The sequence below is a fragment of the Flavobacterium sp. XN-5 genome, from assembly GCF_008033395.2.
GTDB classification, from domain to species: Bacteria; Bacteroidota; Bacteroidia; order Flavobacteriales; family Flavobacteriaceae; genus Flavobacterium; species Flavobacterium hiemivividum.
Genome location: NZ_VOGZ02000005.1, coordinates 88,064 through 110,241 on the forward strand (window position 1 = coordinate 88,064; position 22,178 = coordinate 110,241).

A 22,178-nucleotide genomic window follows, 5' to 3' on the forward strand; every position below is an offset into this window, starting at 1 on the left:
TAATAACAATTTATAATATTTAATTATATCTATTAAGAACATCATACAACGACGTTACACGAATAACTGGCTTCTTTAATCTACCTTCATATGAAATTTTCAGTTCTTTTCCAGCATCTAAATCCATGTAGTTGTCACTTAATTTACCCGTGTAACCTTCAATTTCTACATAGACATACTTTGCTGGCTTGGTCGCTTTTAATGTGATTTTATTGCCTTTTCTTTTCCAAGTTATATTTGGGTTTTCCAATTTCAAATCGACGGGACGAGTTAAGTCAATTTCGGGAACAATATCATCGCGATAGGCTTCTCGAATGGCATACCAAGCCGCTTTAGGTTGGCGATTGTAATAATCAGTGACACTCCAGCTGGCTACGGGCCAACAATCATTTAACTGCCACACCAAAGTTCCCATATTATAAGGCGCCTTAGAACGATGAATTCCTATAATATTTTTAAGCGAATAATATTGTAAGCATTGTGTTAGATACGTATAATCCTTAAGTTCCATTTTCTCGACTTTAGTCGAATCAATAAAATACCGATTTAAATAAGAATTCAGTTTCGTAAAACCTTTGCCCGCTTTTTGATGTGCTTTTAATACATCCGAAAATAAATGGCGGTCTTCAGCAGCAGTAAACTTTTCTACAGTAGAATAGTTTGGCATCGCTAGCATACCGTATTCACTCACAAAACGACCAGTTTTATTCTGTACTGCTTCGATATCTGCTAGTCCCCACCAAGTTCCCCAATAGTGACTATCGCCCTCAGAATAACTCTTTTTTCTTCCCCAACCAAACAACGGTGAACTGCTAATATATGGTCTTGTAGGATCAACTTCCTTAACCCATTTTGGGATACTGTCTTGAAACAATCTTACATAATCTTTCCATAAACGAGTCGAATCCTGTTTGGACATTTTCATTTTTTTCTGCCAACCCCAGTTTTTAAAAGCTTCGTCAACTTCATTATTTCCACACCATAAAACGATGCTCTTATGGTGGCGCAAACGCTTCACCTGGTATTTTACTTCTTCTCTTACATTATCAAAAAAAGCGTCATCACCAGGAATCATTGCCCCAGCAAACATAAAATCCTGCCAAACATTAATTCCGTATTTGTCACATAAATCATAGAAATAATCATCTTCATAAATACCTCCGCCCCAAACACGAAGCATGTTCATATTGGCATCTTTGGCCATTTTAATCACTTTCTCGTATTCCTCTTTTGTTACTCTTGAAAGCAAAGCATCCAACGGAATATAGTTAGCGCCTTTCATATAGACTGGCTTGCCATCAATTTTAAAATAAAACGATTTGCCAAGGCTGTCTGGCTGCTGTACTAATTCGACTTTTCGACTTGGCACATATTCTTTCTCCTTTGGATTTTTGTTGTAGGCCTCGAGTCTTACTTCTTTCCAAACGCCGCAAGTGGTTAATTTAGGTCCCCAATCCCAACCAAAATGATACTGGGCTTTACGAACATAAGCACGTGGATTATCTGGAATTATAAATGGCAGCTCTTTTTTGGCCAATGAATCAACCACATTTTGTGCCGATTGAAATACAATCCTTAATTGATTTTCACCTAAACGCAAATGCGACTTGACATCAACTCTCCATTGCCGAAACATATTATTAGCTTCTAGTACTAATTTGTCATTAAGATAAACCGTAGCATAGGTGTCCAGTCCGTCGAAAACTAATTCTATATGTTTTTGTTTTTGAGTTTTGGGAGTTACTGAAAAGGAAGTTTTATATTCCCAGTTTTCTTTTTCAACCCACTGAACTTTCTTTTCGTTGTCACGATAGTAAGGGTCTGGAATCATTTTGTTATTCAACAAATCAGAATGAACCTCACCAGGTACCGTTGCTGCATTCCAATTAGTAGCTCCCTGCTGACGAAATTCCCAACCACTTTTTAAAACCATCGCGCTCTTCTGAGCATGCACTGCCAATGAAAAATTTGTCAAACAAATGATCACTATCCAATAAAAACCTTTTCTAAAATTCATTATAATGGCATTTTTAAACCTTTTGTAGTAAACTAGAGCAGCTAGATTTTTTTTTTAATTTTCCTTGAAAAAAAATTAATATTAGAAAATTTTAATCACACTGATTCTCGCACTATTATATTCCCTTTTAAAACAACTTTTTCGACCGCAGCATCATCATTTATCATTTGATCCATAAGCAATTCCACAGCTTTTACTGCAATAGTATTTATTGGCTGTTCGACAACGGTGATCGTTGGTGAATGCAGTCTAAAACTATAATGATCATCATAACTAATTATAGCCAAGTCTTTAGGCAACTTTAAACCTATTTTTTGAAAAGCCTGAAGACCTGCGAGACCCATATAATTTGTTAAAAAAAGCACACCGTCAATTGTTTTATTATTTCTAAAAAAACTAATCAGCTCTTCTACTTTTTCCTCCTCGCTACTGTGGTAATCAAGGTGAAGAATCAATATTTCATCATAAATACCAGCTTTTTTCATTGCATCAACATATCCTTTTTCTCGCAATTGCATTTGAACCATGCCAGAATTATTGTTAATCAAAGCTATTTTACGTCGCCCCTTTTCGATTAAAAAATTTGTTGCTGAAAAAGCTCCTTCATAATTATCCATCACCACATGACTCACTTCTTGTCCTGGAAAATACCTATCGATTAAGACAACGGGTTTTTTCATTTTTAAAAGCTGATCAATACTTTTGTCCAGCTTCTCTGTTGGAGTAATAATAAAGCCATCCACGTTTGCCTGAAGTAGACTTTGCACCAGCTCTGCTGACCTTTCCTCATCATTTCCTGTACTACAGTAGAAAACTCTATACCCATTCTTCTTCGCCTCTTCTTCAATTACTCTGGCAAGAGAAGAGAAAAACTGATTTGCAATATTTTCAACTATAAGTCCTATTGATCTTGTCTTTCCAGTTCTTAGACTAGTTGCGATCATATTAGGCCTGTAATTTAACTTAGCTGCGATGACTTGAACTTTTTTTATGACCGCTGGACTAATGCCCATTTTCTCCCCTTTATCATTGAGTACAAAAGAAACTGTAGAGATAGAAACCTGAGCTTCTAAGGCAATATCTTTGATAGTAATCTTCTTCATCTAATAAGTTTATTTTCTCTTAATATTATCCCAAATATATGTAAAAACTTCTACAAAAACGTTTTAGTAAATATTTACTTTGAATAATATGATTTTTTTTATTGTTAATAAACTATCAAAATAATAAGTGAAAAAGTGCGCATCCTTTACTATCATTAAATTATGTAAATCAAAAAAAAAAGTATAGAATCCACTTTATGGCGAATTCTATACTTTTAATCTCTTTTAATTTATTCGAAAAAAATAATTATGAAATGTAAACTTCTAAAATGGAAGCCTTCCCTTTGAGTAGGTAATTTTTCATCGCTGCAGGAATTAAAACTGTATCTCCTTTTTTATAATTGAACGTCGAATTATGATATTCAATTTCAAAATCACCTTCGATACACATATATACTGTAAATGATTCTCCGTTTTTATTCAAGGTAATTTCTCCATCCAATGGAACGAAATTAGTAGTAAAATAAGGGCAATCAACAATCGAATTAGATTGATTCATCTCTTTTGTGTATTCCTTAAAAGTATCTACCTTATCATAGTTGATCGCATCAAGAGCTAAGTCAATATGTAGCTCTCTTGTATTTCCTTGAGCATCTTTCCTGTCAAAATCATAAAGACGATAAGTAATATCTGAAGTTTGCTGAATCTCAGCAACTACTAGTCCAGCTCCAATGGCGTGAACCGTTCCTGTTTCTAGAAAGAAAACATCACCTGATTTTACTTTTACATCATCCAGCAAATTCAATAAGGTTTTATTTTCGAGGCTCTGCACATATTCCTCCTTGTTTGAATCTTCTTTGAAACCTACAATTATTCGGGCATCAACGTCGGCTTGCATGATGTACCACATTTCTGTTTTACCAAAAGAGTTGTGGCGTTCTTTAGCCAATGCATCATTCGGGTGAACCTGAATCGACAAATCTTCGCGTGCATCTAAGTATTTAAAAAGCAATGGAAATTGTTTTCCAAATTTCGAATAAACTGCTGTTCCTAAAATTTCGTTTGGAAACTCCTCGATAATTGCTGTCAATGATTTTCCTTTCAAAACTCCATTTGCAATAGTACTTACATCTCCTTCTACAGTTGATAATTCCCAACTTTCTCCCGTGATTTTTGACTCAATTGGTTTATTAAGAACCGTTTTTAGCTTTTCACCGCCCCAGATTCTTTCTTTTAAAATTGGGTCAAATTGCAAAGGATATAATTCTGTATTCATTTATTTATGATTTTAATGGATATTGGCTAATGCAAATCTAAAATAGAATTAGTTAACATCATAATTTTGAAAATTAAGATATTCTAAAACGTTTTAGCAAATATATTAAAAAATCACTAGTATCAAAAGACAGTGTTCAAGTTCGAGAAATGAAGTCCGATCTTTAGGTTAAATACAAAATCATTCCAATTTTTCTTTAAACAGTCCTCGTGCAATTACTATTTTCATGATTTCATTTGTTCCTGCATAGATACGAGCAACACGATTGTCAGCATACATACGAGCTATTGGGTAATCCCACATATAACCATAACCGCCAAACAATTGCAAACACTCATCTACTACATTGCCACACATATCAGTAGCCGAATATTTAATCATCGAAGCGGTTTCAGTGGTTAATTTATGATCCACTAACAATTCAATACATCGATCTAAAAAAGCCTGATGTATTTGCAACTGGGTGGTACATTCAGCTAGTTTAAATTGGGTATTTTGAAAGCCGGAAATGGTAGTGTTAAAAGCCGTTCTTTCGGCGGTGTAGGCGATTGTATTTTCGATAGCTCCTTGAGCAGTTGCGACTGCGGTTACTCCAACCGTTAGCCTTTCCCGAGCCAATTCCTCCATCATAATTTTAAAACCCATTTTTTCATCACCTAATCTGTTTTCCTTTGGCACTTTCACTTTATCAAAAAACAATTCACAGGTATCCTGAGATTTCATCCCGATTTTTTTAAAGGGAACTCCTTTGCTAAATCCTTCCATCGAGGATTCCATAATAAGTAAGGTCACTCCTTCTTGATCAGTATTGACATTTGTTTTTACCGCTACAATTGCCATATCGCACATAAAGCCGTTAGTGATAAATGTTTTTTGTCCGTTTACTAAATAATGATCGCCTTTGTCTTCAGCTGTGGTCCGAAGGGCTTTCAAATCACTTCCGCAATTTGGTTCCGTCATCCCTATGGCAGTAATCATATCTCCTTTGGCCATTTGTGGTAAATACTTTTGCTTCTGTCCCTCCGTTCCATATTTTAATAGATAAGGAGCCACAATATCAGAATGCAAGGAGAAACCAGGGCCACTAATTCCTTTTTTAGCAAATTCTTCGATGAACAAAGCGTTAAAAGAAAAATCTAATCCGCCGCCACCATATATCTCAGGCATATCAATGCACAATAATCCTAATTCACCAGCTCGCTTCCAAATTTTGCGACTAACCATTCCTGCTTTTTCCCATTCATCTAGCTGATCCATAATTTCATTCGAAATGAATTCCTTTATCATTTCTTTCATCATCTTATGTTCTTCCGATGCGTAAATCTTTCGTTCAATTAGTACATTTTGTAGCATGTTTATACTGTTTAAGATTTTTAAAGTAGGGTTGAAATAGTAAAGATACAGAAACACAATTACTCTTTTTGATGTTAAAATCAAAATATAGTAATACAATAGTTGAGCACAATGTCCTGACTGCAAATCAGTTTGGCAATGAATGTCAACTTTTTTTGACTATTTCTTTTTCAAAACTATCATACTGATCCAAACTAAATGCTATTGAAATCATAATATCAATTTCGAGTATAGATAATACCACAAGTGATCCTGATGCATTACTTTCCATTTCTACCTTTATTTTAAACTTAGGCTCATTTTTTCAACTTTCTACAAAGCATAAGTGACCAATAATTCCTTTAGAAGAAAAAGTCTTCGCACAGACTCAATGTTAAACTTAAGTGAAACTTTAGCATTATTGAGTGTTTCAGCCTCCATCTACTTTTATTTTTTTTTTATTTTTCGTATGTTTGGAGATTAAGCACTCTGAATAGTATCCGATTAGAAAATATAAAGCTTCATAAATTACAGCTAATAGCTTTATAAGTATACTATAAAAAATAATCTTCGTTTAAAGTCCGCGGTCTAAAGCCTTATTGGATTTTTCCAAAAATTAAAAACAACTATGATAAAAAAAGTACTCCTTACTCCTATTCAAAAATTTATTAAGATTGAAAGTTTTAGTGGAATTTTATTGCTCACCGCGACACTTACTGCACTTCTTTGGGCCAATTCCTCAGCTGGAGATTTATACCAGAATATTTTGCAGTATAAAGTTGGTTTTTCCATTCATAATTTCGAATTATATAAGCCTCTAATACTTTGGATCAATGACGGTTTAATGGCCGTATTCTTCTTTTTAATTGGATTAGAAATTAAACGAGAGTTCCTCATTGGCGAATTAAATTCAGCCAAAAAAATAGCCTTTCCATTATTAGGAGCAATTGGAGGAATGGCGTTTCCAGTTTTGTTTTTTACTGTTCTAAATCAAAATCCTGAAACTCAAAGTGGCTGGGGAATACCTATGGCTACTGACATTGCCTTTTCACTAGCCGTACTAAAGATTTTAGGAGATCGCATTCCGCTTAGTCTTAAAGTTTTTCTAACTGCTTTTGCAATTGTGGATGATTTGGGAGCGGTTTTAGTAATCGCATTATTTTACAGTGCTAATATTAACATCATGCTGTTAGTTGCGGCACTTGGGCTATTAGCAGTTTTATATATCGTCTCCTTTAAAGGGTATTATTCGAAAGTAGTAATGATTCTTTTTGGGATTGTTATTTGGTTTTTGTTTCTAAAATCAGGAATACATCCTACACTTGCAGGAATACTTTTAGCCTTTTCTGTGCCTATCAGACAAAAAATCGATACTCCTGAATTTCTTGATAATTTAACAGCAATTACCGATAAAATTAAAGACGCTGTGGTTCTTAAAAAACCAATTCTTTCAAAAGAACAACTACATCAAGTAGGTAATCTAGGGGAATGGACCGGAAAGTACCAATCTCCTCTTCAAAATCTTGAACACAGCTTGCATGGTTGGGTTGCTTATTTTATAATTCCCGTTTTTGCATTAGCAAATGCTGGTGTTTTAATTAGTAGCGAAATTGATCTGGATACTGATTTGATGCGAAATATAATTATCTCATTGGTCTTAGGGAATAGTATCGGAATTACTTCTCTTGTTCTTATTGCAAAAAAGGCAAAACTTATTGAAGTTCCAAAAGATATTAGCAACCGACAAATTGTGGGTGTTTCATTTTTAGCTGGAATCGGTTTTACAATGGCGATTTTTATTGCGAGTTTAGCACTCGAAAGTAGTCCGCTTTTTCTTGACTCAGCTAAAATTGGGGTTCTTATCGGTTCTCTAATCTCTGCAATTATAGGTTTAGCAATATTGTATTCGAAGAAAACTAAAACAACATAGCGTCTTTAAACAGGCAAACACTAACTAGCTCTAAAATTAATCGTACAAATAATCATAGCAGGCCATCGCAGCTTAACTTATAGCGTTTAGAAAATTACTCAGGTATTTATTGAACTCTTGTGGCTGTTCCAAATTGGATACATGTCCTGCTTTATCAATTACTTTCAGTATAGAGTTCTTAATTTTTCCATTCATAAATTCTGATTGCCCAAGCGGAGTGAGAACATCCTCTCTGCCGCAAATAATTAGCGTTGGTACTGCAATTGAAGCTAAATAGCTACATGTTTCGGTGCGTTCTGCCATGGCAACAAGTCCTTTAGTAATACTTGATTGAGTATTAGAAAAAACAACTGTTTGCAATTCTTCAACCATTTCCTTGTTATTGATTCCTGAGTCTTTATTAAATAGATTTTTTATAAACCCTTCATAGAACTCGATTAAACCACCGTTTTCTATTTCATCTATCGTTTTATACCGTTTTTCCTTTCCTTCTGTAGTGTCAGCAATACATTGGGTGTCGCACAAAATCAAAGCTTGAAAACGTTCGGGGTATTTGTGGATGGAATTTAATGCGATATATCCGCCCATCGATAGCCCGCATATTATGGCTTTGTCAATGGCTAATTTGTCCATAAATTCAATTAAATCTGAAGTAAATAAATCAATGGTTAGCGCTGTTTCCTCATTTTTTGATTTTCCAAATCCACGTAGATCCAAAGCGATTACCCGCCTCGACGATTGTAAGTACTCCAACTGGTTTTGCCACATCGATTTATCAAAGGGAAAACCGTGAAGAAAAATTACTGGAATTGGACCTTCACCTAAATCATCATATGAAATTGAAACATTTTTAAGGTCGATAGTTCTATTAAATCCGTTAGCAGCTGTTTTCATCTTAGTTTTTTTTTATTATTCTTATCACAAAGTTGCAACATCTCAATATAGAAATCATTACATTAATAGTAAAAGGATTTATATAATTAGCACATTAATTCCTAATAAACCTCCAATTACTCCTTATTCTCGGCTAAGTGGACTTTCGTAGCAAAATCAATAAGTAGAGTTTTCCAGCATCCTTAAAACTTAAATTAACTTTTCTGTAAGGAAATAAGTTTTTAGACGTCTAATAAATTAAATACCTTTATAAAAAAAATCCTATGCGCCACTATATTTATTTTATTGCTTTCTTATTTTCAATAACGCTTCATGCGCAAAATAACATTGAGCAAGCATTGAAAAAATTCAATATAGAAACGGTTCCATATATTAAAGTGAATGAACTGAAAAACAAGAAAAACCTAGTTTTCTTAGACGCCAGAGAGCCAAAAGAATACAAAGTAAGTCACATTCAAAATGCTATTCCCGTAGGTTTCGATCACTTTAATTCCAAAAAAGTTACTGCAAACCTAAAAGATAAGAATGCCACTATCATTGTCTATTGCTCCATTGGTGTCCGAAGTGAACAAATAGGTGAAAAACTACAAAAACTAGGATACAAAAATGTCTACAATTTGTACGGAGGTATTTTCGAATATAAAAACAATGGCGAAAAAGTAGTGAACAATCAAAATAAAGTTACAGACAGTATACATACTTACAACAAAGCATGGAGTATTTATTTAAAAAAAGGAATTAAGGTTTATGAAAACTGATGCACTTATAATTTTTACCCGAAATCCTGAATCAGGAAAGGTAAAAACCAGACTCGCAAAAACAATTGGCAACGAAAATGCCTTGACTGTTTATAACGATTTGCTGTTGCACACCAGAAATGAAACCCAAACTCTCGACTGTGATAAATTTGTTTTTTATGATACTAACATTATCGAAGAGGACATTTGGTCGAATGAATATTATCAAAAAAAGCTACAATCTGAAGGTGATTTAGGACAGCGAATGTGTCAAGCTTTCGAAAGTCTTTTCAAAATGGGTTATCAAAAATGTATCATTGTAGGCAGTGATTTATTCGACCTGAAATCGAGTATAATAGAAACAGCTTTTAAAAAACTTTTAAATCACGATGTCGTAATTGGTCCTGCTGAAGACGGTGGTTACTATTTATTAGGACTAAAAAAAGGAAATCCAGCGGTATTCAAAAATAAAGATTGGGGAACGGATTCGGTTTTTGCAGCTACGATGAGCGATTTTAAGCATCAGAAAGTAGGCGTTTTAGACATATTAAATGATATTGATACCTTTGAAGATTTAGAAAAAAGCCAGTATAATATAACTGCCTTAAACCTGCTATAGTAAATAAAAAACATTGCCAATAATGGAAAAATACATTGATATACTATTGAATTCTTACAGCGGTTATTTTAATTATCTGAATAATGAAATTTTATACTGGAACTGGGACAACTACTTTTATGGATTGATTGCCATTTCTCTGGTTGTATGGTTCCTTGAAATTACTTTTCCTTGGAGAAAGAAACAAGCTGTTTTTCGAAAAGATTTTTGGCTGGATTTATTCTATCTATTTTTTAATTTTTTCTTACTCAATTTAATTCTTCTTATTGCATTGTCTAATGTAACGGAACAGTTAATTAATGACGTCCTATATTTATTTGGATTCGAATTAACATCTATACAGCTGTTTTCTATCTCTAAATTGCCGAAACCTTTAGCTTTATTTGTATTCTTCCTCATAAGTGATTTTCTGCAATGGAACGTTCATCGCTTATTGCATATGATTCCTTTCTTATGGAAAATTCACAAAACCCATCACAGCGTAAAAGAAATGGGTTTTGCTGCTCATTTTAGATACAACTGGATGGAGCCAATCGTGTATAAATCAATTCTCTACATTCCTATAATTCTTATTGGTGGTGTAAATCTTGAAGATGCCTTTATTGTGCATTTCATTGCCATTGCAATAGGTCATCTAAACCACGCTAATATAGGTTGGGATTATGGTTTTCTAAAGTACATCTTTAACAATCCAAAAATGCATATTTGGCATCACAGTAAAAAAATACCGAATAAATACGGTGTCAACTTTGGGATTTCATTAAGCGTATGGGACTATTTATTCAAAACCAACTACATACCTACAGATGGAAGAGATATCGAACTTGGTTTTCATGATGAAAGTGAGTTTCCAACCGATTTTATCAAGCAAGAAATATATCCTTTTAAAAAATAGTTTCTTTCTGCTGTCAGAAACAACTTCTATGACTGTCTATTCCTTTATAATTTAAATAAATGTCCCCATGAAAAAATATTTTATAATACTCATTCTACTACCACTACTTTCATGTGGGAAAACCAAATACAATCCGGAAATTCCAACCACTGCAGATCAAACTACTACTGCAACAGCAGATTTTCAAAGTATAAATCATGCTAAATGGAATACATTATTACAAAAAAATGTTTCTAAAAACGGCAAGGTAAATTATAAGGCATTTCAAAAAGACAGCAAAGAACTTCAGTCGTATCTTAATGAATTATCGGGAAATGTTCCTACAAAATCATGGTCAAAAAATGCCACGCTTGCCTATTGGATCAATGCCTACAATGCCTACACCGTTAAATTAATTTTAGACAATTATCCAACTAAAAGTATAAAGGAAATTAATGATCCTTGGGGTAAAAAGTTCATTTCATTAGGAAACAAGAAATACAGTCTAGAAGAAATCGAGCACGAGATACTTCGAAAAATGGATGAACCAAGAATACATTTTGCCATAAACTGCGCTTCTTTTTCTTGCCCGAATTTACTAAATGAAGCTTATACTGAAACGAAATTAGAAAAGCAATTGGTAGCCATTTCTAAAAGTTTTATTAACGATAAAACGAAGAATACTATCACTGCAAATGAAATCGAAATCTCAAAAATATTTGATTGGTTCTCCGGAGATTTTAAGAAAAAAGGTTCTGTTATTGATTTTTTAAACCAGTACAGTACTATCAAAATTAGTAGTAAAGCAAAAGTGAATTACAAAGACTACAATTGGAAATTGAATGAATAAAATTTCGATAATAATTCCTATTTTTAACGAACTAAGCCGCATAAGTACACTATTATCGCATCTTGAAAATAATGCTTTTCAAAACCAGAAAATCGAAATAATAGTCGTCGATGGCGGAAGTACGGATGGTTCACAAGATTCAGTAAGTACTAATTCAAAGATTAAATTAATTCAAGCTGCAAAGGGAAGAGCCAAACAAATGAATGTGGGAGCCAAAGCCGCTACAGGAAACATTCTCTATTTTTTACATTGTGATAGTTTTCCACCACAGGATTTTGACCGTATTATCAATGATGTCGTTCAAAAAGGGAATCAGGCAGGTTGTTTCAGAATAAAGTTTGATTACGAACATCCGGTTTTAATGGTTTCGCAGTGGTTCACACGATTCAATCACATTTCCTGCCGTGGCGGAGATCAATCGTTATTTGTAACCAAAAGATTATTTGAGGAAATAAAGGGATTTGATGAGCAATTTATGATTTATGAGGATAATGAAATAATTTCTAGGCTTTACGCCAAAAAACAATTTATCGTCATTCCAGACTACGTAATTACATCGGCCAGAAGATATCAACAGAATGGGGTTTGGCGTTTACAATACCATTTTAGCATTATTCATCTTAAACGCAAACTAGGACATTCTGCTGAAAGTATGCTTCAGTACTATAAAAAAAACATCCTGTAAGCGAATAACTAACTCGTTATAATAAATTTGACCGTATAAAAAACACAATAATAACAATTAAACAATTCATAATGAACAAAATTGCCCTTGCTTTAACCGCAATCCTTCTTACAGCAGTAGCATGTAAATCGAATGAAGAAAACTTAAAATTTACAGATAAAGTTGAAAATGCACATCACAAACAGGATTTTTTAGCTAAAGAAGCCGTGCAATTTGATTTTAAATTAGAGTTTGGAGGAAAAGAAAGAATGGATGCTAAATTCACTACGCTTACCAATTCTACTGAAGGCGTAATTGAGTTTAAAAATGGTTCGAAAATAATATTCAATAAAGATAAAGTGTACTATTCCTCTACAATTCCAAATGAGGAATCGGTACGTTTTGATGCATTTACATGGAGTTATTTTTTCCTTTTCCCTTATAAATTATCTGATCCGGGAACGATATGGAATGCGTATACTAATAAAGAAAAAGATCTTGAAAATTATAACACTGAAAAGTTAACTTTCAAATCAGGAACAGGTGATGCACCAGATGATTGGTACGTAGTTTATGCTAATAAAAAGACAAATTTACTAGAAAAAGCCGCTTATATTGTTAGTGTAAAAGCGGGTAAAGAAGAAGCCGAAAAAGACCCACACGCGATTCAATATTTAGATTATAAAACAGTTGATGGTATTCCTATGGCGACTAAATGGGTTTTCTGGGGATGGGAAGATGGAAAAGGACTTACCAATGAGTTAGGCCTTGCCACTTTATCTGACATTAAATTTGTTAAAGTAGATGCTGATTATTTTAAGGCTGGAGCCAACTTTAGAACGAAATAGAGTATTTTTCCTTGGGATTTAATTGCCTAACTTTAAAGATCATTAGACCATCTTTATATTGAAAACATAACGAACAAATTCATTGTTTATGGAACATATTGTCATAATAGGAAACGGAATTGCGGGAGTTACACTTGCGCGTCACATTCGAAAAAAAGCGGAGTCAAAAATTACTATTGTCTCTTCTGAAACTGAATTTTTCTTTTCGCGTACTGCTTTAATGTACGTGTTCATGGGACACATGAAGTTTGAACACACGCAATCCTATGAAAATGATTTTTGGAAAAAGAACAAAATTGATCTCGTTCAAGGAATGGTTACCGCGGTAGTACCTAGCTCAAAAGAAATTGTCTTATCAAATAATGAAAAGATAAGCTATGACAAATTAGTATTAGCAACCGGATCAAAACCCAATAAATACGGATGGCCAGGACAAGATTTGCAAGGTGTAACTGGTCTTTACCACAAGCAGGATTTAGAAGCTTTAGAGAATTGGGCACCTAAAACCAAACGTGCTGTAATAGTAGGTGGTGGATTAATAGGTATCGAATTAGCCGAAATGCTTCGTTCCCGTGATATTCAAGTTACTTTTCTGGTTCGGGAACAAAGTTTCTGGAGTGGTGTTTTGCCTTTCGGCGAAAGCCAAATGATCAACCGTCATATTTTAGAACATCATATCGATTTAAGATTAGACACTAATTTGGTCGAGATTCTTTCGGATGAAAATGGATACGCCAGAGCAGTTGTAACGGATAAAGGAGAAACCATTGATTGCGAGATTGTAGGTTTGACAGCTGGTGTTTCACCAAACATTGATTTCCTTAAAGATTCGGGCGTAGAATTAGGAAAAGGAGTGAAAGTGAACCGTTTCTTAGAAACGAATATTAAGGATATTTATGCCATTGGCGACTGCGCTGAACAGCATGAAGCCATCGATTTACGACGACCAATAGAAGCGGTGTGGTATACAGGTCGAATGATGGGAGAAGTGTTAGCACAGACATTAACGGGAACACCTACTGCTTATAAACCAGGACATTGGTTTAATTCGGCTAAGTTTTTAGATATTGAATATCAAACCTACGGCTGGGTTTGGGCAAAGCCAAAGGAAAATGAGGATCATTTTTACTGGGAACATGAGTCGGGTAAAAAAGCAATTCGAGTCTCATTTGACAAAAGAGACCGCACTTTTTTAGGCATCAATACCTTTGGGATACGCATGCGTCATGAGTTTTTTGACTCGGTGCTCACCAATAAAGAAACCGTTGACTATGTAATTGCTAATTTGAAAAAAGCCAACTTTGATCCAGAGTTTTATACTTCATACGACGCAGAAATCCAAAAACAATTTAGTAGCCAATTCGTTGCTGTAAAAACAATATAAGATGAGCAAATCAATAAAAAATATATCTATCGCGTCTCCTGAAAACATGCAGATGGATGGCATCCAAAAATTAGGAATTGCGCTTGGATTGCTTGGTCTTTTTATAATGACATTAGCCCTGTTTAATGTTTCTTTTCCTAACAAAGGAATATGGCTCACAGGATCGATTGTGGCAATTTTTGCAGGAATTGTAATCTATTCGAATAGAACCTATCTCAACCAACCTGAAGGAATAAAAAACAATGGAGTATGGCATAGAGACTTTACTAACAGAGGAAGTTGGGCTTGGATGATGGGGATTATTCTGACTTCCTTTTATATTGTTTTATACTGGTTCCCGCAATATTTAGGGTTTAATGAGAACGGCGCTTCAAGTACTGGAATTGTTGGCTTTTTTGATCCTTTAAGTTTTATTTTAAATGGAAAAGCGGCTAGTCAATGGTTTGTTTATGGAACCCTATATACCATTGCCATTCTGGGTCTTGGTTATAAGTTCATATTAAAATATAGACACAATAAGTATCAATTAGTACGTACCATTTCAGTGATGTTTTTCCAGTTGGGTTTTGCTTTTTTAATTCCGGAGATACTCGAAAAATTAAATCCGGAAAAAGCATATTTTGCTAAGGATTTAAAAAATATGTGGCCGCTTAATTATTATTTCTTCAATGACTGGCACTTAAAAAATATGCTTGAAGGAGGCAATTTAGGAATGTTCATGCTCATTTTTGGGGTTGCGATGATTTTTATTATCTCCCCTATTCTAACCTATTTTTATGGTAAACGCTGGTATTGTTCTTGGGTTTGTGGTTGTGGTGGTCTGGCTGAAACCGCAGGAGACAGCTATAGACACTTATCAAGTAAGACTGATACCTCCTGGAAAATTGAGAGATGGATGATACACTCGGTATTAGTGTTTTCATTTGTAATGACCATTGCAGTTATCTTTACTTTCCTATCTAATAATCCTGAAATGAGCTTTATTACAAGAGACCAATTTATTTGGGGAATTGTAGCTTTTCTAATCGTTTTTACAGCGGCCTTGTACATCTTTAAACGAAAAGATTTAGATACTGACGCTGTTTATACAATGCTTTCATTAGTGGCCATTATCATCATTTCATTGTTTATTAATTATTTTTCTGGGAATCAAAACATTCTTTTTATCGATAGTAATTCGCTTAGAGAATGGTATGGTTTTGCCATTGGTGCCGCTTTTAGTGGTGTTGTGGGTGTGGGTTTTTATCCTATCATGGGAAATCGAGTATGGTGTCGTTTTGGTTGTCCTATGGCTGCAATCTTAGGCTTGCAACAACGCTTGTTTTCAAAATTCAGAATTACAACTAATGGAGGTCAATGTATTTCATGCGGTAATTGCTCTACTTATTGCGAAATGGGGATTGACGTGCGAAGCTATGCCGAAAAAGGAGAAAACATTGTTCGCTCATCCTGTGTGGGTTGTGGAATATGTGCAGCCGTATGTCCTAGAGGTGTATTAAAATTAGAAAATGATACTCCTGCAGGCCGAATCAATTCAAATGATATCTTATTAGGGAATGATGTTGATTTAATGGATTTAATTAACCAAAAATAGGCTAGTCCTTTTTACAATAATCCTTATTTTCGCCCAAGCAACCAGTCTTTTTTTTTAAAAGACTCAAAAAACACTATGAAAAACATTAAAGTAATTATTCCTGCTTATAACGAAGAAAAAGCAATTGCCAATGTTATTAAAGAAATTCCAAATTCTGTTAATGAGGTTATTGTCATCAGTAACAATTCGACAGATAATACTATTAAAGTAGCGACAGAAGCTGGCGCAACTGTACTTTCTGAAAACAGAAAAGGGTATGGCTATGCGTGCCTAAAAGGAATGGAGTACATTTCGACTCTAGAAATAAAACCTGAAATTATTGTATTTTTAGATGGAGATTATTCTGATTATCCTGAAGAATTGACGAAACTGATTGCTCCGATACTTGAGAATAATATAGATTTTGTTGTTGGCTCCAGAGTGGCTTCTTTAAGAGAAAAACATTCGATGACACCACAGCAAATTTTCGGAAACTGGCTGGCGACGACTTTAATGAAAATTTTCTTCAAGGCAACATTTACAGATTTAGGACCTTTTAGAGCCATTAAATATGAAAAGTTATTGGCCTTAAAAATGGAAGATAAAACTTATGGATGGACTGTAGAAATGCAGCTTAAGGTTTTAAAACAAAAAATGTCTTACCTAGAAATTCCTGTTCGCTATAAAAATAGAATTGGAGTTTCAAAAGTTTCCGGAACTATAAAAGGAAGCGTAATGGCTGGAGTAAAAATAATAGGATGGATTTTCAAATACACCTTTAAATAATAGCATGCTACAACTTTCATATATCATTGTAATTCTATACGCCGTCTCTATTTTACTGCTGTTTTTCTATAGTTTAGCTAATTTTAATTTACTACTGAATTATTTGAAAAGTAAAAAAAATAAGGATAAATCTGTGCAATTTGACCTTTCTCAACCAAATGAAATTCCTTTTGTTACCATACAACTTCCTATCTATAATGAAAAGTATGTGGTAGAGCGTTTATTGACGACGATTGCAAAAATAGAATATCCAAAAGATCGATTGGAAATCCAAGTTCTTGATGATAGCACTGATGAAAGTGTCTCAGAAACAGAAGAACTGATTCATAAAATTGCAAAATCAGGCCTAGATATAAAGCACATTAGGCGTAGCACTAGAACGGGCTTTAAAGCAGGTGCCTTAAAGGAAGGTTTGCTTAGCGCCAAAGGGGAATTCATCGCTATCTTTGACGCAGATTTTGTTCCACAAAAAGACTGGCTCTATAAAACGATTCCCTATTTTAAAAATCCAAATATTGGAGTAGTTCAAACTCGCTGGGGACATTTGAACCGTAATTATTCGATATTGACAAAAATTCAAGCTTTTGCTTTAGATGCTCACTTCACATTAGAACAGGTAGGAAGAAATTCAAAATTCCATTTCATCAATTTTAATGGAACTGCCGGAGTGTGGAGAAAGCAGTGTATCCTAGAAGCAGGAAACTGGGAAAGTGACACCCTTACCGAAGACTTAGATTTGAGTTATCGCGCTCAGTTAAAAAAATGGGAATTTAAATATCTTGAAGGTGTGGTTACCCCTGCTGAATTGCCAGCAATAATTAGTGCCACGCGTTCTCAACAGTTTAGATGGAATAAAGGCGGTGCAGAAAATTTTAGCAAAAATGCCGCTCGAGTGCTACAGTCAGAATCTATTGGATTCAAGACAAAAGCGCATGGAATGTTACATTTATTGAATAGCACCATGTTCTTGGCGATTTTTACAATGGCCGTTTTAAGCGTGCCAATGCTGTATATCAAGAATGAGTTTGCCGTATTTGAAAAAGTATTTGACTTGCTAATCTTTTTTGTAATTACATCCATTCTCTTTTTTATAAGTTACTGGGCGACGTACAAAAGTATTCACGGAGGAGGTTTCAAGAACTTTCTAAAATACATGGCTTTATTTATCACCTTTTACACCATTGCAATGGGGTTTTCATTTCACAACACCATAGCGGTATTAGAAGGTTTATGGGGTAAGAAAAGTGAATTTGTGCGCACTCCAAAATTGAATATCGAAGGTCTTAAAGAAAAATGGAAACAGAATACTTATCTTTCTAATACCATTTCAAAAAACACCATTGTTGAAGGAATATTAATCTTCTACTTCATTTTTGCGATGTATAGTGCTTTTCTATTGAATGACTACAGCTTGATCGCTTTGCATTTAATGCTTTTCATCGGTTTTAGCTATGTATTTGTCAAATCAATACAAACTAATAGATGAGTTGGAACACTTCAAATAACATGAAGTCCTATGGCTTTCTTATACTAAGCCTCTTTATTTATGCCTATATCGCTTATATTTTAAATCGCACCGATTTTCTATTTTTAGTGACGTCTTATAGTTTTTTGTTTGTCTCTTTTTACCAAATTATAAAACTACAAAAGGAGAATCTTCCTTTTTTAATTGGAACAGCACTACTATTTCGAATGGTTTTTCTAGTGGCTTTACCCAATTTATCCCAAGATTATTTTCGGTTTATATGGGATGGAAAACTTATCCTTGAAAATATAAATCCCTATTTACAGTTACCAAGGGACTTAATCAAGCAAAGCAACTTTGTTATTCCAAATGCTACTGATTTATACAATGGAATGGGAAGTTTGAGTGCTAGACATTATTCTAATTATCCTCCTGTCAACCAATTTTTATTTGCTGTTGCAGCATTTTTTAGTAATCAATCTATACTAGGGACTGTAATAGGAATGCGACTATTGATTATCGCGGCAGATTTTGGTACATTTTACTTTGGCAGTAAATTACTTGTTCGTTTAGGTATGGAGAAGCACCGTATTTTCTGGTATATACTCAATCCCTTAGTACTTGTTGAGCTTACTGGAAATTTACATTTTGAAGGAATTATGCTTTTCTTTTTTGTTTGGGCAATGTATTTATTGGAACAAAATAAATGGAAATTATCAGCCGTTATTTTAGCATTATCTATCTCTGTCAAATTATTACCGTTAGTATTACTACCATTATTTTTTAAAAATTTAGGCTGGAGAAAAGCAGTTTTATTTTACACCCTTGTTATTGGCGTAAATGTGTTGCTCTTCCTCCCCTTTCTTTCGAATGAATTAATTCAGAATTATAGCGAAACTATCGGTTTATGGTTCACTAATTTTGAATTCAATGCCAGTATTTATTACATCATTCGTGAAATAGGTTTCTGGATTACTGGATACAATATCATTCATATCACCGGAAAAATTATTCCTGTATTAATTGTGCTTTTTATATTATATCAAACCTTTATTGCAAAAAATAAAACGACAATTGATTTGTTCCAAAGTTTTCTTGTTGTTCTAACCTTGTATTTTTTAAGTTCAACTACTGTTCATCCTTGGTATATAATAAACCTTATTCTTATTGGTGTTTTCACAAATTACAAATTCCCAATTGTATGGAGTTTCGCAGTGATTTTGAGTTACAGCGCTTATATGAATCCTGAATTCAAAGAGAACTTCTGGCTCATCGCTTTAGAATATATCATAGTTTTCGCTTTTATAATTTATGAAAAACGAGGGTGTAAAAAAAGTCAATTTATTAGCATAGAATAAAGACTAGAATTAATTCATGCGAATAAAAAAAGAAGAAAAAAAAACATTCGGCATTTGAGTTACGGAATTTAGCGACGAGCTATACTCATGGGCTTTTTACACAACTTCTACTTAAGAAGCTACCGAAGATCTAGCTCCAGACGCTTAGCTGTATGTCTATTACATAATCGAAGGAATCGAAAATATACTTTAAAATAAAAAGCAATAAATGTTGCCTTTTCCCTTCAACTATTTATCTAATAAAGCAAATACGATTAAATAAAGTATTAAATTACAACTACTTAACATAAAACAGAAATTATAATGGCTGAAGCACTCTATTTTATGCCAGATATAAGTGGCTTTTCAAAATTTGTAAATGATACAGAAATAGATCACAGCATTCATATAATAGCTGAACTGCTTGAGCTTTTACTAGACAACAATACGCTCGAACTTCAACTAATAGAAATTGAAGGCGATGCCTTATTCATGTTCACCACAAAGATTCCAACTTATAAAGAGTTGATGCAGCATACAAAAACGATGCTTGAAGAATTTCATAAACATACTAAAGGGTATGATTCCAAACGGATTTGTAGTTGCGGTTCTTGTAAGACTACCATCGATTTAAACCTTAAGTTTTTAGTGCATTACGGAGAGCTAACGATGATTAAAGTCAAAAACATAATTAAACCTTATGGAATGGAAGTCATCCAAATCCATAGATTGCTGAAAAATAAAGTACCCGTTCAAGAATATGTTTTATTTACGGAGAGTCTGTCTGCGCTCTATCAAGACAATATGATCGAAGGTTGGACAAAAAATACCGAGATCTATGATTCCCGTAATTTAAATTATTACTACAAGAATTTAGACAATATAAAACTCGAAGTACAAGCATCGGCAGAGCGAGAAGTAGATAAAAATGAGGATTTCACTGTTCCTAACGCAGTAATAAATAAAATATTTAATGCAAACATTGAAAAGATTCACCGATACTTAAGTGAATTAAAATACCGCCATATCTGGGATAAAGAAGTTATGAAAGTTGAATTTGATGAAAATGAAGTCAACCGAGTGGGCACAGAACACAATTGTGTTTTAAAATTAGGAACTTTAAAGTTTAAAACCATCAGCAGGCCATCAAAAGACAGCTTGATTTATGGTGAAACAACAGAGAGCATTATTTTTCTTAAAAAATTCTATTACCTCGTAAATTTACATCCGCAAGATTTAAACACCACCGAAGTAAGTGTGAGCTTGTATCTTGAATACACCTTCCTAGGTAGTTTTATAAAACAAAGTATCTTAAAACAAATTACAAAAATCTGGCGAAAAAAATTAGAATCCTTGCATCAAGTTACGCAGAGTGAAATCTTTCCATAGCACTTTTTTAGTTCGCTAACCTACGAATGTGATAAGCTCATACTATTACTTTAAAAGCAGAAAAAATCTTAAATTTTTCATACAATTTAGTATTCTCTTTTTTAATAAGTAACTTTACTGTTATGAAAAAGACGTTTCTTATACTCGCCGCATTTTTACTCATAATCGGTAGTGGGTATGCTTTTTATCATTTCAACACTACCTTCAAAACCGCTGCTGTAGCTAAATTAGAATACAAAGGCATGAACTTGGTCGCGCCTATCAAGGAATTAAAAAGTACAACGTTTGACGAATTAAAAGCGCATCATATCAACTCGGTTTCTTTAATTCCCTATGCTTTTGTGGATGTCGAAAATGCCTCTGTTCACTATAATAATAAAAGACAATGGTGGGGCGAAAGAACAGAAGGAATTATCGCAAGTAATCAACTAGCCCATGATTATAAAATGGCTGTAATGCTAAAACCTCACCTTTGGGTAAATCATAATTTCTACACTGGTGACTTGGATTTTTCAACTGATGCCGAGTGGGAAAAATGGGAAGCTAATTATGAGAAGTATATTCTTGATTTTGCACAACTTGCACAAAAAGAAAAAATAGAACTTTTTTGTTTTGGTACTGAATTAGGGAATGCTGTAGCAAAACGACCAGAATACTGGTCACAGTTAATCCAGAAAATCAAAAGAATCTATACCGGAAAACTTACCTATGCCGCAAACTGGGATGATTTTGATAATTTCCCTTTTTGGAATGAGTTGGATTACATCGGGATTGACGCTTATTTCCCGTTGTCTGACGCTACAACACCAGCAGTAGCAGATCTTAATGAAGCATGGCTGCAACACATTCTAAAAATGGAGAAGCTTCACGCCAAAACAAAGAAGAAAATACTCTTTACAGAGTTTGGTTACCGAAACTCAGACCAAGCAGCCAAAGAACCCTGGACTGAAAATCAAAAAAACATTAATAATTTGGCGCAAGCCAATGCCTATGAATCCTTATTTCAAACCTTAACAAATAAAGCCTGGTTTGCCGGAGGCTTCGCCTGGAAATGGTATGCCGATGATTATCATAAGGAGAATAAAAATAGTGTAGATTACACACCGCAAGACAAACCTGCGCTGGAAACCATAAAAAAATGGTACCAATAATATAAAATT

At 34.0% G+C, this 22,178-nt stretch carries 19 protein-coding genes; 14 read left to right on the forward strand and 5 right to left on the reverse strand.

All coding sequences use genetic code 11. The features are described from left to right. Window positions 1-19 precede the first annotated feature (19 nt). The 4 genes from FQU23_RS10190 to FQU23_RS10205 form a co-directional block, all read right to left on the reverse strand. On the reverse strand, window positions 20-2,017 hold the full coding sequence (locus tag FQU23_RS10190; RefSeq protein WP_147673724.1) for a glycoside hydrolase family 2 protein: 1,998 nt from the start codon (window positions 2,015-2,017) through the stop codon (window positions 20-22). Window positions 2,018-2,112: 95 nt separating this feature from the next. Further along, a complete protein-coding gene (locus FQU23_RS10195) occupies window positions 2,113-3,120 on the reverse strand; it encodes a LacI family DNA-binding transcriptional regulator (RefSeq protein WP_147673725.1) in 1,008 nt (335 codons plus the stop codon). Window positions 3,121-3,367: 247 nt separating this feature from the next. Beyond that, window positions 3,368-4,336: a type I phosphomannose isomerase catalytic subunit gene (locus FQU23_RS10200; RefSeq protein WP_147673726.1), complete on the reverse strand. Its 969-nt coding sequence runs from the start codon at window positions 4,334-4,336 to the stop codon at window positions 3,368-3,370. A 180-nt stretch (window positions 4,337-4,516) separates the two neighbouring features. After that, complete coding sequence (locus tag FQU23_RS10205; RefSeq protein WP_147673727.1) at window positions 4,517-5,689, reverse strand: acyl-CoA dehydrogenase family protein; 1,173 nt, start codon at window positions 5,687-5,689, stop codon at window positions 4,517-4,519. Between the two features lie 607 nt (window positions 5,690-6,296). On the opposite strand from FQU23_RS10205, the gene nhaA reads away from it, so the two are divergent. Further along, entirely contained in the window at window positions 6,297-7,598 is a 1,302-nt protein-coding gene (nhaA, locus tag FQU23_RS10210; protein ID WP_147673728.1) for a Na+/H+ antiporter NhaA, read from the forward strand. 72 nt (window positions 7,599-7,670) lie between these two features. Here nhaA and FQU23_RS10215 read toward each other — a convergent pair whose 3' ends face one another. Further along, entirely contained in the window at window positions 7,671-8,492 is an 822-nt protein-coding gene (locus FQU23_RS10215; protein ID WP_147673729.1) for an alpha/beta fold hydrolase, read from the reverse strand. A 263-nt stretch (window positions 8,493-8,755) separates the two neighbouring features. Between FQU23_RS10215 and FQU23_RS10220 the strand changes: the two genes are divergently transcribed. The 13 genes from FQU23_RS10220 (at window position 8,756) to FQU23_RS10280 (ending at window position 22,169) form a co-directional block, all read left to right on the forward strand. Continuing rightward, entirely contained in the window at window positions 8,756-9,250 is a 495-nt protein-coding gene (locus FQU23_RS10220; protein WP_147673730.1) for a rhodanese-like domain-containing protein, read from the forward strand. After that, complete coding sequence (locus FQU23_RS10225) at window positions 9,240-9,848, forward strand: TIGR04282 family arsenosugar biosynthesis glycosyltransferase (RefSeq protein ID WP_147673731.1); 609 nt, start codon at window positions 9,240-9,242, stop codon at window positions 9,846-9,848. The genes FQU23_RS10220 and FQU23_RS10225 overlap by 11 nt, the downstream gene beginning before the upstream one ends. Window positions 9,849-9,870: 22 nt before the next feature. Further along, the gene (locus FQU23_RS10230) at window positions 9,871-10,743 is read left to right on the forward strand and encodes a sterol desaturase family protein (RefSeq protein WP_147673732.1); all 873 of its coding nucleotides are present in this window, start codon (window positions 9,871-9,873) and stop codon (window positions 10,741-10,743) included. A 67-nt stretch (window positions 10,744-10,810) separates the two neighbouring features. Then, window positions 10,811-11,572 (forward strand): DUF547 domain-containing protein, encoded by a 762-nt coding sequence (locus FQU23_RS10235; protein ID WP_147673733.1) that lies wholly within the window; start codon window positions 10,811-10,813, stop codon window positions 11,570-11,572. After that, on the forward strand, window positions 11,565-12,257 hold the full coding sequence (locus FQU23_RS10240) for a TIGR04283 family arsenosugar biosynthesis glycosyltransferase (protein ID WP_147673734.1): 693 nt from the start codon (window positions 11,565-11,567) through the stop codon (window positions 12,255-12,257). The genes FQU23_RS10235 and FQU23_RS10240 overlap by 8 nt, the downstream gene beginning before the upstream one ends. A 71-nt stretch (window positions 12,258-12,328) precedes the next feature. Beyond that, entirely contained in the window at window positions 12,329-13,084 is a 756-nt protein-coding gene (locus FQU23_RS10245; protein ID WP_147673735.1) for a hypothetical protein, read from the forward strand. 88 nt (window positions 13,085-13,172) lie between these two features. After that, entirely contained in the window at window positions 13,173-14,468 is a 1,296-nt protein-coding gene (locus FQU23_RS10250) for an NAD(P)/FAD-dependent oxidoreductase (RefSeq protein WP_147673736.1), read from the forward strand. Window position 14,469: 1 nt separating this feature from the next. Then, window positions 14,470-16,062: a 4Fe-4S binding protein gene (locus FQU23_RS10255; protein WP_147673737.1), complete on the forward strand. Its 1,593-nt coding sequence runs from the start codon at window positions 14,470-14,472 to the stop codon at window positions 16,060-16,062. A gap of 75 nt (window positions 16,063-16,137) precedes the next feature. Next, window positions 16,138-16,827 carry a glycosyltransferase family 2 protein gene (locus FQU23_RS10260; protein WP_147673738.1) on the forward strand — a complete coding sequence of 230 codons (690 nt, stop codon included), beginning with the start codon at window positions 16,138-16,140 and terminating at the stop codon, window positions 16,825-16,827. A 4-nt stretch (window positions 16,828-16,831) separates the two neighbouring features. Continuing rightward, window positions 16,832-18,313: a cellulose synthase family protein gene (locus FQU23_RS10265; RefSeq protein WP_147673739.1), complete on the forward strand. Its 1,482-nt coding sequence runs from the start codon at window positions 16,832-16,834 to the stop codon at window positions 18,311-18,313. Beyond that, window positions 18,310-19,650, forward strand: coding sequence for a glycosyltransferase 87 family protein (locus FQU23_RS10270; RefSeq protein WP_147673740.1), 1,341 nt, complete (start codon window positions 18,310-18,312; stop codon window positions 19,648-19,650). Before FQU23_RS10265 ends, FQU23_RS10270 begins: the two co-directional genes overlap by 4 nt. Before the next feature lie 303 nt (window positions 19,651-19,953). Continuing rightward, on the forward strand, window positions 19,954-21,018 hold the full coding sequence (locus FQU23_RS10275; RefSeq protein WP_147673741.1) for a DUF2652 domain-containing protein: 1,065 nt from the start codon (window positions 19,954-19,956) through the stop codon (window positions 21,016-21,018). 122 nt (window positions 21,019-21,140) lie between these two features. After that, window positions 21,141-22,169: a glycoside hydrolase family 113 gene (locus FQU23_RS10280; RefSeq protein WP_147673742.1), complete on the forward strand. Its 1,029-nt coding sequence runs from the start codon at window positions 21,141-21,143 to the stop codon at window positions 22,167-22,169. Window positions 22,170-22,178: the final 9 nt, after the last annotated feature.

Excerpts from the sequence above, each read along its gene's own strand:
- FQU23_RS10190 (WP_147673724.1), bottom strand. The coding sequence starts at position 2,017 with ATGAATTTTAGAAAAGGTTTTTATTGGATAGTGATCATTTGTTTGACA.
- FQU23_RS10195 (WP_147673725.1), bottom strand. The coding sequence starts at position 3,120 with ATGAAGAAGATTACTATCAAAGATATTGCCTTAGAAGCTCAGGTTTCT.
- FQU23_RS10200 (WP_147673726.1), bottom strand. The coding sequence starts at position 4,336 with ATGAATACAGAATTATATCCTTTGCAATTTGACCCAATTTTAAAAGAA.
- FQU23_RS10205 (WP_147673727.1), bottom strand. The coding sequence starts at position 5,689 with ATGCTACAAAATGTACTAATTGAACGAAAGATTTACGCATCGGAAGAA.
- nhaA (WP_147673728.1), top strand. The coding sequence starts at position 6,297 with ATGATAAAAAAAGTACTCCTTACTCCTATTCAAAAATTTATTAAGATT.
- FQU23_RS10215 (WP_147673729.1), bottom strand. The coding sequence starts at position 8,492 with ATGAAAACAGCTGCTAACGGATTTAATAGAACTATCGACCTTAAAAAT.
- FQU23_RS10220 (WP_147673730.1), top strand. The coding sequence starts at position 8,756 with ATGCGCCACTATATTTATTTTATTGCTTTCTTATTTTCAATAACGCTT.
- FQU23_RS10225 (WP_147673731.1), top strand. The coding sequence starts at position 9,240 with ATGAAAACTGATGCACTTATAATTTTTACCCGAAATCCTGAATCAGGA.
- FQU23_RS10230 (WP_147673732.1), top strand. The coding sequence starts at position 9,871 with ATGGAAAAATACATTGATATACTATTGAATTCTTACAGCGGTTATTTT.
- FQU23_RS10235 (WP_147673733.1), top strand. The coding sequence starts at position 10,811 with ATGAAAAAATATTTTATAATACTCATTCTACTACCACTACTTTCATGT.
- FQU23_RS10240 (WP_147673734.1), top strand. The coding sequence starts at position 11,565 with ATGAATAAAATTTCGATAATAATTCCTATTTTTAACGAACTAAGCCGC.
- FQU23_RS10245 (WP_147673735.1), top strand. The coding sequence starts at position 12,329 with ATGAACAAAATTGCCCTTGCTTTAACCGCAATCCTTCTTACAGCAGTA.
- FQU23_RS10250 (WP_147673736.1), top strand. The coding sequence starts at position 13,173 with ATGGAACATATTGTCATAATAGGAAACGGAATTGCGGGAGTTACACTT.
- FQU23_RS10255 (WP_147673737.1), top strand. The coding sequence starts at position 14,470 with ATGAGCAAATCAATAAAAAATATATCTATCGCGTCTCCTGAAAACATG.
- FQU23_RS10260 (WP_147673738.1), top strand. The coding sequence starts at position 16,138 with ATGAAAAACATTAAAGTAATTATTCCTGCTTATAACGAAGAAAAAGCA.
- FQU23_RS10265 (WP_147673739.1), top strand. The coding sequence starts at position 16,832 with ATGCTACAACTTTCATATATCATTGTAATTCTATACGCCGTCTCTATT.
- FQU23_RS10270 (WP_147673740.1), top strand. The coding sequence starts at position 18,310 with ATGAGTTGGAACACTTCAAATAACATGAAGTCCTATGGCTTTCTTATA.
- FQU23_RS10275 (WP_147673741.1), top strand. The coding sequence starts at position 19,954 with ATGGCTGAAGCACTCTATTTTATGCCAGATATAAGTGGCTTTTCAAAA.
- FQU23_RS10280 (WP_147673742.1), top strand. The coding sequence starts at position 21,141 with ATGAAAAAGACGTTTCTTATACTCGCCGCATTTTTACTCATAATCGGT.